The organism is Candidatus Amarolinea dominans (genome assembly GCA_016719785.1).
Classification (GTDB): domain Bacteria; phylum Chloroflexota; class Anaerolineae; order SSC4; family Amarolineaceae; genus Amarolinea; species Amarolinea dominans.
The window spans coordinates 258143-270174 of record JADJYJ010000003.1; the positions used below are offsets into that span (position 1 = coordinate 258143).

The window sequence follows — 12032 nt, forward strand, 5'->3', positions numbered from 1 at the left end:
CTGTCCAAGCTTGGCGCGCGGGGTTAGCAGTTACCATACTTGTATCGCTTTTGTATCGGTCAGGGGCTTGACACGCGGGCGCCTTTGGGGTTTACTTAGCGCAGCCCCTGAGATTGTCCCTACCAACATCTGCCGTACGAACGGCAGATGCCGCGTCTGCGTTCCGCAAGGAGGTTTTAGTATGAAGCGTTCAATGGTGTTTATGCTCGTGGCTGTGGTCGTTCTCGGGAGCGTCGGCCTCGCGAGCCATCTCCCAGTCAGTGCCGAGGCCAGCGTGCATGCGCTCTGGATCTTCTCCGATGAGGTCAGCACGCCGGCCGCGCGGGATACCCTTGTCCAGCGCAGCGCCGCGAGCGGGGTGACAGATCTCTATCTCAGCGTCTACCGCTCTGCCCTCAACAGCGCGGGACGCAGAATGTACCAGGACAGCGACATCGCGGACCTGATCGGCAAGGCTCACCTCCACGGCCTTGCCGTCTGGGCGGCGTATGGAAATACCGATTGGCCGGCGATCGGGTGCAGCCCATCGTCCTGGCCTTTGCAGCGCATGGCCGAAGTTGTTGCCTACGACACCGCCAATCCCACGGCTCAGTTCGACGGCGTGATCCTCGATGTGGAGCCTCCGGAGCCGCAGAGCGAGGCTGCCTACCAGAGCCTCCTGACGCTCTACCAATGCACCCGCGCCTTCCTGCCCGGCAACCTGCAGCTCGCGACCGCCATCCGCTTCTTCTGGGACACGGCGGTGGCGTTCCCGGTGGGAGGGTCAGTCAAGCCGGTGTATCAGCACATCGCCGATCTCAACCTCGACCACATCGTGGTCATGGGCTACCGGGATTTCGCAGGGACAGCGGCCTGCGCGGAAGGCGACGGCCTCATCTGCCTCGACCAGGATGAGATCGCCTATGCGGACACGCTGCTCAGACCCAACCTCATTCTGGTGGGGCTTGAGACAGCGAACTGCGCGCCCAGCGAGTGCGGCCCGGAAAAAGTGACCTTCTACGAAGAGGGACAAGCCGCGCTGAACAGCGAAGCGCAACTGGTCGCCACGCACTTTGGCGGGCACATCAGCTTTGGCGGATTCGCCATTCATCGCTACAACGCGTCCTACCTGTCCGGACTGCCTGCGTGGCCGACGGAAAACCCGCCTCCCCCGCAGGGTGTGATCGTCAAGCTGCTAGACAGCCAGGGGCACGGCCTGGCCGGCGCGTCGGCGCAGTATTACGACGCTGGCTGGCAGACCATCCCCGGCAGCACCGATGCGAGTGGCACCCTGGTCACCGGTATCCCCACGACCAGGGGAAACCTCACCTTCCGCATGACTTACGCCCACGCATCCAAGGACATGGCCCAGAACGTGACCAGCAACCCGATCGTCACCTTCCAGACGGCGAACGTCACCGTGGAGCTGCGCGACAGCGCGGGCAACCTGATGCCGGATGACACGGGGACGGTGCAGTACTACGCGGGCGGCTGGCGTGACTTCGGCGCGACCGCGGGCGGGCAGGCCAGCAAAGAGCTGCTGCCGCTCACCTACAGCTTCAGCATGAACTACGCCTTTGCCCGTCAAGAGAAGGGCGGTCAAAACACCGCGACCAGTCCCACCGTCACCTTCCAGACCGCGCACGTCACCGTGGAGCTGCGCGACAGCGCGGGCAACCTCATGCCGGATGGTGCGGGCGCGGGCACGGTGCAGTATTACGCGGGCGGCTGGCGCACCTTCGGCACCACTGCGGGTGGGCAGGCCAGCAAAGAATTGCTGCCGCTCACCTACAGCTTCAGCATGAGCTACGCGTTTGCCCGCCAGGAGAAGGGCGGTCAAAACACCGCGACCAGTCCCACCGTCACCTTCCAGACCGCGCACGTCACCGTGGAACTGCGCGACAGCGCGGGCAACCTGATGCCGGATGACACGGGGACGGTGCAGTACTACGCGGGCGGCTGGCGCACCTTCGGCGCGACCGCGGGTGGGCAGGCCAGCAAAGAGCTGCTGCCGCTCACCTACAGCTTCAGCATGAGCTACGCGTTTGCCCGCCAGGAGAAGGGCGGCCAAAACACCGCGGCCAGCCCCACCGTCACCTTCCAGACGGCGCACGTCACCGCGGAGCTGCGCGACAGCGCGGGCAACCTGATGCCGGATGACACGGGCACGGTGCAGTACTACGCGGGCGGCTGGCGCACCTTCGGCACCACTGCGGGTGGGCAGGCCAGCAGGGAGCTGCTGCCGCTCACCTACAGCTTCAGCATGAGCTACGCGTTTGCCCGCCAGGAGAAGGGCGGCCAAAACATCGCGACCAGTCCCACCGTCACCTTCCAGACCGCGCACGTCACCGTGGAGCTGCGCGACAGCGCCGGTAATCTGATGCCAGATGGTGCGGGCACGGGCACAGTGCAGTACTACGCGGGCGGCTGGCGTGACTTCGGCGCGACCGCGGGCGGGCAGGCCAGCAAAGAGCTGCTGCCGCTCACCTACAGCTTCAGCATGAGCTACGCGTTTGCCCGCCAGGAGAAGGGCGGTCAAAACACCGCGGCCAGTCCCACCGTCACCTTCCAGACGGCGCACGTCACCGTGGAGCTGCGCGACAGCGCGGGCAACCTGATGCCGGACGGGCGGGCGTGGGCACAGTGCAGTACTACGCGGGCGGCTGGCGCACCTTCGGCGCGACCGCGGGCGGGCAGGCCAGCAAAGAGCTGCTCCCGCTCACCTACAGCTTCAGCATGAGCTACGCGTTTGCCCGCCAGGAGAAGGGCGGTCAAAACACCGCGACCAGTCCCACCGTCACCTTCCAGACGGGACTGGTGCATTCTGACAGCGGGTCTGCTATCCAGTATTATGCGGGCGGCTGGCGCAACTTTGCGCAGGATATGCAGCTTCTGCCCATGTCGTATCCGTTCCACTTCAACGATGGGAGCCCGAACCAGACGGTTCCGATTGCCGGGGGTAGCATGAATTCGATCCACTAACAAACGACGCAAAGACTGCCGTGATTGACGGCCCGCACTTGCGCCCGAGCAGGTGCGGGTGAGCATTTGTTGCCATTGGTGCAGAAAACCCTTTTGTCGCGAGGCGCGCCATGTCTCTTGTCATTGATTTCGACCTCCGCGTCATCAAGAACGCCCCAGGGTCCTACCGGGTAACCGCACAGGCGCCTGGCAGTGGTCTGGCCAGCGGTTCGCTGGATTGGGCCAGGTTAACAGCGGTTGAGTTCAGGGTGCAGCTCGAGCGGATGAGCGCATCCGATCAGGCGTTGCTGCGCGAGATCGGTAATACACTCTTCGACACATTGTTTAGTGGTCAGGTACGCGAGCTTTTTCTGGGCGTCTACAGGCAACGAATCGAACCGGTCGAAGGAGCTGCGCTGCGCCTACGGCTCGACTTCGACGAAACTGCTCCCGAGATCGCCACGCTGCCGTGGGAATTACTGGCCTGGAACGACACTTACCTGGCGACGCAGGTCAAGACGTTGGTGACCCGGCAGCTTCTGAGCCTGAACTACGGCAGCATGAAGTCGCTGGCCGTGCTGGGGGGGCTAAAAGCGCTCATCGTCATTCCGCATGGCTCAGGGCTGGCTACAGACGAGGAAGAGCGGACTATCACCCTGGCTCTGGAGAATGCTCGGCTGCCCTACGATCTGCTCACGGGCCGAGTTTCCATCCAGCGATTGGATGATGCGCTATCGGCGTCTAGCTATCATATTTTGCATTTCATTGGTCACGGGTGCTTCGAGAGGGACATAGACACCACATCGCGGGGCCTGCTTCGTTTCAACGCGGCCGTGGCCCCTGCCGATGCACGGTACGATGAGGAATGGGTGGATGAGGTTCAGATGCAGTCGCTGCTTGGCAATCATGCAACCATCAAGCTGGTTGTCTTGAACGCATGCAAGGGCGCGGCTGTTGAGGGGCGGCGCAGCGGCCACGGTTTTATCGGCATGGCGCCGGCCATCTTGAGAGCCGGTATTCCCGCGGTCGTCGCCATGCAGGATGTCGTGCGCGACGATATGGCACTGCAGTTCGCGGAGACCTTCTATCGGCGCCTGACAGTAGGCACATGGGCCGGGCAGGTAGATGCCGCGGCAACGCTGGCGCGCAACGCCTGTCATCTCAAGTTTCCCAATGATGCAGGCTTCTCCTCACCCGTGCTTTACCTGCGATCGGCCGATGGCCGGATCTTCAATGCCGGCGACTCGCCATCTGACATCGGAACACCCGCCATCCAGGCTGTCTACAACGCCTCAGCGTTGCCCGATCTGCCCACCGAGCTGCGCACACAGACGTTGGCCAACCGGCGCAACGAGTTGGCTGACTTGCTGCGACACGTGCGCGCACACCGGGCAACGCTGGTCACCGGCATTGGCGGCATCGGCAAGACAACCCTCGTGCGCGCTCTGCTGGAAATGGCCCCCGCCGAACTGCCGCCGCCGCTATGGCTGGACTTTTGCACGGAACCAGATGCGACATTGGACAGCCTGCTGGCTAAGTTCGCGGCCTATCTGAACTGGCCTGCGCTGTTGGCCTATCGCACGGATCAACGACTGCCGGGCCAAGATGATCTGTTACGCCTGACCGGCCGCCTGTTCCAACTGCCTCCCTTGTGGCTCGTGTTTGATAATCTGGAAAGCCTCCTGGACGACGATGGTCATTTTCGTGACGCGGGCGTGGAGAATTTCTTTCAAACGCTGCTGGCGCGCCAGCACTCGGCCAGCCTGATCGCAACCAGCCGTGTGCCGCCGAAATTCCGCGATAGTCGAGCCTTGGGCGCTGGTCTGGACAAGTCGTCTCTTGAGCTGGCCGGCCTGGGCGTACCTGAAGGCGTTTCGCTGTTGCAGGAGTCTGGTCTGCAGGAAGACGCACGGGGAATGCTGACGCGGGTCGTCGCGGACCTTGGCGGGCATCCTCTGGCGTTGCGTCTGTTGGCAAGCGAGGCGCAGACTTGGGGCTTGACCGAGCTTCTGGCAGATGCTGGTCTATGGCATGGCAGCATTGCCTCGTTTGCGCGACGCCTGTTCGGTCGGCTACGCCCCGCTGAACAGGCATTCCTGACGCTTTTCTTTGTCTATCGCCGGCCGCAGCCGGTGGCGTTCCTGGTTACCCTGGCCGGCGGCCCCCAAGTGGGTCTCCCGGTCGTGCGCAGCCTGGTTGATCGGTCATTGCTCAACGGCCACGTGGCAGGCGTCACTCGCTTCTACCGTTTGCACCCATTGGCAAAGGAGTTGCTGGAAGTGGAAGTATATCCTGAAGCCCATCGCGCGGCCCATCTGGCCGCCTACGACCACTACCGTTCCTTGCGGCTCCCGCTGCAGGCCAGATGGCAGAGCCTGACCGATGTGACGTCACTGGTGGAGGCGCACTATCACGCCATCGAAGCCGGAGAGATCGCCAAAGCAGCGGCTGTGTTATTCGATCATGCGTTGCCTGATTACCTGGAACGATGGGGCGCGCAAGACCTGCTAATCATGCTGAGCCGCCAAACCCTTGGTCAGGCGCCTGCTGGCATGCCCTACGTGCAATACCTGACGGATTTGGGCTATGCAAGGCTGACCACGGCTACACAAGACGCCTTGACGCAGGCGCAACTGCGCCGGTTGATCGGCAAATGCGCCAGGCTGCTGAACGACTACCCGCGCGCATTGGCTGCCTGCGAGGCAGGAATCGCTCTGCTGACGACGCCGGATGGCGAACGCGAACTGGCGCGCCTTCTGGCCGAGTCTGCCTTGACACTGTATCGCTTGGGGAATAACCGTGAGGCCGCTGCGCGATGCAAGCGCGCCCTGGCGCTCATTGCACGCGAGGCCGATGTTGAAAGCCGTATTGACGCAGCCGGTTTGCACAGGAACCTTGGCAGCGCGCTCTACGGTTTGGGATGCTTCGCGGATGCGTATGAGCAGCACCGACTTGCTTACAGCATCCATAGCGAGCTTGGACTCACCTATCGAGCCTATGAGGATTACGATCACATGGGCGTTGCTCAACGCAACTTGGGCAATTACGAAGAAGCAATCAAATATCACGAGGGGGCCTTGCAGCACTTCCAGGCCGCAGGGCAGCAGTCGGGCATCGCCGGCGCGAGCCTCAACCTGGGGGTTGCACTGCATGTTTTAGGGCGACTCGACGCGGCCGCTATTCATTACCAGGTCGCGCTGCAAACGTTCGGGGATCTCGGCAACGTTCTTGGCCTTGTCGCGAGTTGCTCGAACCTGGGCGAACTAAACCTCGATCGCGGGCAGCACGAGGATGCGTTGATGATGCTCAATCGGGCGCTGCGTGAGAGCGAGGCTGTGGGCGAGAAGGAATATCGGCCAGCAATCCTCGTTCTCTTGGGCCAGGCTCACGCGTTTCTGGGTCATGCCGCCTTGGCAAAGGACTGCCTGACCGAGGCAGTCAAATTGGCGGAGCAGACCGAGAACCGATCAGCGCTTGACACAGCGCAGGCGCTCTTAGCGAAATGGGTAAGTTGATTTTTGGGAGGCACTATGTCTAGGCAAGCACTCTTGAGTTTGATTGTCCTGCTGCTGGCTGCTGCTACGGCTGCGTCAGCCCCTACACTTGAATCGGGCATGGGCCGCTGGACCCCCGGGCATCAAGGAATGTATGGCGGCGATGTACAAGCGCTGGCCCTCTCTCCGGCTTTCGCCAACGATGCCACGATCTTCGCCGGCACAGACGGGGCCGGCGTCTTTCGTTCTACGGACGGCGGCGGTTCCTGGCGCGAGATTAACACCGGCCTGTGGGCGCACGAGGTCAGATCGCTGGCGATTTCGCCGAACTATGCCAGCGACCAGACGATCTTCGCCGGCACGGGGGCCGTGGTTTTCAAGTCCACGAACGGCGGCGACACCTGGGCTGAAAGCGACGCCGGCATCACTGATTGGTGCATCGAGGCGATCGCGCTCTCCCCTGACTACGCCAACGATCAGACGCTGTTCGCAGGCACGAATCAGGGCGGCGCCTTCAAGTCTACTAACGGCGGCGCATCTTGGAACGCCGTTGTGAATGGCCTGACCGATCCCTGGGTGACTGCCCTGGCGATTTCACCTGACTATGCCGTGGATGCCACCCTCTATGCCGGCACCTTTAACGGGGGGCTTTTTCAGTCCACCGATGGGGGCAGCACCTGGCACGCCGCCAACAATGGACTGACCGATCTGACGGTACAAAGCCTGGCCATCTCGCCGAACTTCACCGCAGATCGCCGCGTGTTCGTGGGTACCTGGTATGGCGGTTTCCGATCTACCGACGGCGGTGTTTCGTGGCAGCCGAGCAACACTGGATTACCGACGACTTTGGTCAGCGAGTTGGCGATCTCACCCCGCTACGCAACCGACCAGACGATCTATGCAGGCACGCAGTGGAACGGCCTGTTCAAGTCCACGGATGGCGGCGGGTCGTGGAGCGCCGTCGGAAGCAATCTGTCGGGGCGCGCCGTGGCCTCCTTGGCGCTTTCGCCTGCTTATGAAAGCGATGCGACAGCGTTTGCCGGGTTTTACTACGGCGTCGGCGTCTACAAGTCGGTCACGGGAGGCGCGTTCTGGAACCCGGCCTACAACGGCATCACTAACGTGGCGGTGCAGCAGTTGGCGGCTTCGCCGGACTTCGCCGCCGATGGGATCGTTTTTGCATCCACGCAAGACGGAAGAGCCTTTCGATCGAGTGACCGCGGCATTTCCTGGCAAGTGACCACCGCAGGGCTTGAGAGTCAATCCGTCCAAGCCCTGGGCCTTTCACCCGCGTTCACCACCGATCACACCCTCTTCGCCGGCATGGCATCGCAGGGTGTATTCCGGTCCACCGACGGGGCTGACACCTGGCACAGAACCGGATTGGGGGCGCTTGCTGTGCCTGCTTTGGCGATCTCCCCTGATTTCGCCTCCGATCATACCCTGTTTGCCGGAAGTTGTTGTGGGGGCGTCTATCGCTCTACCGACGGCGGAGGCTCCTGGGCACAGGCCAACAACGGCTTGGCCGACCTGGAGATCAATGCGTTGGCCTTCGTGCCGGACGCTGTCGCGCCGCGCACCCTCTTCGCCGCTATGCATACCGGCGGTGTGGCCAGGTCCACCGATGGCGGCGCTTCGTGGCAATCGTCAAACACGGGGCTGGGGACTCGCAGCGTGGATAGCCTGGCGATTTCACCAGGCTACAGCGCTGACCACTCCCTGTTTGCAGTCACCTATGATGCGTTGTTCAAGTCTACCGATGGCGGGGAAACCTGGGCACAAGCCGATAACAACATGGGGGTACCCGTGCGGACGGTGGCCTTTTCGCTAGATTATGCAGCCGATCACACCCTCTATATTGGCACCCGGTGGCGCGGCGTCCTCCGCTCGACCGATGGTGGAAGCTCGTGGACGGAATACAACGATGGCCTGGAAGCCGTGGACATTCGCGTCTTGGCCTGGGGGCTTGCCTCGCCGCCCATCCTGTTCGCTGGCACACGCGACAGCGGCGTCTGGCAGACCATCGTCAGCTCGGCGCCGACACCCATAGCCACAACGTCAACTCCCACCATCACGCCAACGCCGACTCATACACCGACTGCTACGGATACCCCCACCCGCACACCAACGCCTACCCCCACCATCATGCCAATTCCTTGCAGCGCCCCCGTGTGGACCGTGTTGATCTATCTCAACGGCGATAACAACCTGGATTTCATGACGTTCGAGTTGTTCAACAAGTTGGAAGACGCCGCCGACAATCCTTGTATCCGAATCTTGGCGTTGTGGGATCGTAGCCAGGTCGGCGACACGGTCCGCTACCTGGTGCAGCCGGATACTGACCCCTACGTGCTTGCAACCTACACGGATAATGTCAATCGGTGGCCGCTCGGCGAACGAAACATGGGCGACCCACAGACCTTGGTCAACTTCGTGACTGACGCCCGCGCGACTTACAGCAGCACCTATACCTTTTTGGCCCTGGTAGATCACGGCAACGGCTGGTCACCCAGTATTCCGCCTGGCCCGCAAAACTGGATCCACGGCGGCATGAGCTTCGATGACTCCAGCGGCGGCGCCTACCTGTCTACCACGAGTCTCGCCAATGCACTGGGCGTCATCACCAACAATAATGGCGCCCGACGGCCGATAGACCTGGTCTTCTTCGACGCCTGCCTGATGAGTATGGCAGAAAACCTCTACCCAATCCGCTCCTTTGTGAACTACCTGATTGCTTCTGAGAACGAAACCTTCTCCAGCTACCCTTATGCCAACTACCTGACGGCGATGACGGCCGACATGCAGCCCAGGGAGTTGGCGATTCGCATGGTGGATCAATACCACGAATCGTTGGTCGGCTATCCACGCACTATGGCGGCCTACAATCTGGATGCCATGGGGTCGGTGGCCCACGCGGTAGATGTCCTGGCACGCGCCCTAAACGAGGCCGTGGGCGCCTACCGCTACCAGATCATGACGAGTTTTGTCTCCTCGCAGCGGTTTGACTCTAACGTGGACTTAAGGCTGACGGATACCGATGGCTACGTTGATGCCTATGACTTTGCACGGTTGGTCAAGCAGAACGTTCCGAGCGACACGGTGCAAGCCGCCGCACAAGGCGTCATGGACGCCATCAGCGCGCAGCTCATGATGCACGAACGCCATGCCAGCGGGTTTTACAACGGCGCATACTGGGACTTGGAGGAGGCACATGGCCTGTCCATCTACTTGCCGCTAGGCCGAAACGAATGGCTGTTCGATTACTATAACGCCACTGAGCTCACCTTTGCCGCCGATACCGCATGGGATGAGTTCATCCGAACGATGATTGCGGCCGCGCAACCGCCGAGGACCACGCCAGAACCCTTGGATCCCAATTACCGACCTGGCCCACTTTTGGTAAGATGGACGTATCTGCCGTTGTTGAAGAAGTAAGGTGACTATGCAGCCTCCGGGCGACCTCTTGCGCTGCGGAGCAGCGCAAAAGGTCGCTGCAACGAGTGCAGAGCGTCCCTGCGGAGGCTGCTGCTAGTCGGCGCGGCGTTTGTCGTTGTCGCCCTCGATGAGCAAGAGACGTTGATTGACCTGTTCATAGATGGAACAAAGACGCTGCACAAATGTGAATTCTGGTGACAAAATCGTGACTGCGCAGGCTACCCAGGATAGGCAGGATTCACAGGATTTTTGGCCCTTTATGCCGATTGTCGTGCGCACCGCAAGGCGAGAATCCTGTTCATCCTGTCAATCCTGTCCAAACTGGCGCGCCGGGTTAGCAGTTACCATACTTGTATCGGTTTTATATCGGTCAGGGGCTTGACACGCGGGCGCCTTTGGGGTTTACTTAGCGCAGCCATCATCGGGTAAGTTCCAGAACCTGTAGCACGTTAGGCGCCGTCTCCAAAATGGCGCAGCAGTGTATGGAGGACAATGGAGGACAATGGAGGACAATGGAGGACAATGGAGGACATATGAACGCTTTCAATGGTAGACAGATCTCTGCGCTCTCTTCTGATCGGTTGTACCGTGTGTTTTTCGATCAGGGCGAGGCCTTCTTCATCCAGATTGGCGGCCAAAGTTTTGGGCAGGCAATCGCCGTCCAATTCGGCCTGCTGGGCATGTTGATTTATGCTCCCTTCCAACGCAGAGCACAAGCGAAACTCGAGGCCAAGATCAGAGACCTCGACATGCAGCCGCCGAGCGCGCTCCTGGCCGCGGGGAAGCATAACTTCCGCGCGTTTATTTCGGACCTCGAGAGTTCCAGCCTGCAGGCCGCTCCTGCGCTTGGTGGTCACGGTCGGCACCTGGGGCGTTGGATTCTGCAGTTGCGCGGGCAGAAGCCAATGACCCTGCAACTGGAGACCGAAGATGATATGCGCCGCGCCTTCGAGACACTCCCGTCCGCCATCAGCACGCACGTCAACCAGGTGGCGTGGGATACCGCCAAGGGCAAATTCGTCAAGACCGTGTGACGGCAGCACGCGCGCCCTATGTTGACTGAGAACGCCTGCGCGAAAAGACAAAAGGCTCATGTCTAGCACGTTTGTCTTACGGTGGGTTGTGACCATGTCGTCATTCACCAACCCATCGATCTGTCTAACGGAAATGCCGCAAGCTTTCAGGCGCGGTTCCCTACTCCACCTTCGCCAATTGACCACGCGCAGAGGCGGCAAAAGACAACGTTATCTGGGGACAGGCACGCGTACCGCCGTTGGCGGAAGTTTCCACTCGGGCCTCAAGCCGACCCGCGGGACTGGCGCCTAACCAGCCGCTGCAGTTGACGACTCCCGACTCAAGCCGTACGGTGATAATCTGTATCACCTTTGTATCGGTCATGGGCTTCCAATCGAGAGTTCCGTTGTTTACTTGCTTGATATCAGATCGACAGGAGATACACACCATGTTCAAGCATTCTCCCAGCGGCAACCCCGCCTTACTGGGCTTTGTGACGTTGTCTGCTGTGTTGCTCATTCAGACCTTTCACGCGTCTGAGCACGTGGCGCAGATGGTGCAGCGCTATGTCCTACATCTCAATCGCGCGCCTGGGCTGTTGGGCGCATGGTTCGACCTGGAGTGGGTCCATCTGATCTACAATACGGCGCTCCTGGTCGCCCTGATAGCTGTGGTGGTCGTCTATCGTCGCAACCCTGGCATGTGGCGCCACAGCGATCTGGCCGTGACGATGCTGTATTTTGTGCTCATCTTTCAGGGGTACCACACATTGGAGCACGTGGTGCGCGTGAGTCAGTATCTCCAGCACGTGCCGATCCCAACGCCCGGCATCCTTGGCCGATTGTTTCCCATCCTGGAACTGCACTTTTGGTTCAATGCTGTAGTCACCATCGCCATTCTAATGGCCTACCTGGGGTTCCAGCCCTGGCGTCCATTCTTACACCGGCCAACCGTGGCGGCACCCACAGCTTGACGAGGAAATCGCTATGCTCTACTCGACCCTACTCCACGCCGGCGAACAGGGTCCGCTGGGCGTTGTCGTCATCATCTTTCTGCTGGTAGCTGCGATCATCGCGCTACTGGCAGCGTTGCGCACCCCGCGCCTGCCCCAATACCAAGAGCGGGACCAATAGCGTCTCTCCCGTCCTG

At 61.1% G+C, this 12032-nt stretch carries 7 protein-coding genes; all 7 read left to right on the top strand.

From position 1 onward, the window contains the following. Nucleotides 1-181: 181 nt before the first annotated feature. The 7 genes from IPM84_04670 to IPM84_04700 all read left to right on the top strand — a co-directional run bounded on the left by IPM84_04670 (nucleotide 182) and on the right by IPM84_04700 (nucleotide 12016). Nucleotides 182-2719: a hypothetical protein gene (locus IPM84_04670; GenBank protein MBK9092064.1), complete on the top strand. Its 2538-nt coding sequence runs from the start codon at nucleotides 182-184 to the stop codon at nucleotides 2717-2719. Then, nucleotides 2614-2961, top strand: coding sequence for a hypothetical protein (locus IPM84_04675; protein ID MBK9092065.1), 348 nt, complete (start codon nucleotides 2614-2616; stop codon nucleotides 2959-2961). The genes IPM84_04670 and IPM84_04675 overlap by 106 nt, the downstream gene beginning before the upstream one ends. 110 nt (nucleotides 2962-3071) lie before the next feature. Next, nucleotides 3072-6455: a CHAT domain-containing protein gene (locus IPM84_04680; GenBank protein MBK9092066.1), complete on the top strand. Its 3384-nt coding sequence runs from the start codon at nucleotides 3072-3074 to the stop codon at nucleotides 6453-6455. 15 nt (nucleotides 6456-6470) lie between these two features. Further along, complete coding sequence (locus IPM84_04685) at nucleotides 6471-9869, top strand: hypothetical protein (protein ID MBK9092067.1); 3399 nt, start codon at nucleotides 6471-6473, stop codon at nucleotides 9867-9869. Nucleotides 9870-10336: 467 nt separating this feature from the next. After that, nucleotides 10337-10903 (top strand): hypothetical protein, encoded by a 567-nt coding sequence (locus IPM84_04690; protein MBK9092068.1) that lies wholly within the window; start codon nucleotides 10337-10339, stop codon nucleotides 10901-10903. 428 nt (nucleotides 10904-11331) lie between these two features. Next, on the top strand, nucleotides 11332-11856 hold the full coding sequence (locus tag IPM84_04695; protein MBK9092069.1) for a hypothetical protein: 525 nt from the start codon (nucleotides 11332-11334) through the stop codon (nucleotides 11854-11856). Nucleotides 11857-11869: 13 nt separating this feature from the next. Then, the gene (locus tag IPM84_04700; GenBank protein ID MBK9092070.1) at nucleotides 11870-12016 is read left to right on the top strand and encodes a hypothetical protein; all 147 of its coding nucleotides are present in this window, start codon (nucleotides 11870-11872) and stop codon (nucleotides 12014-12016) included. The last annotated feature ends 16 nt before the right edge of the window (nucleotides 12017-12032 follow it).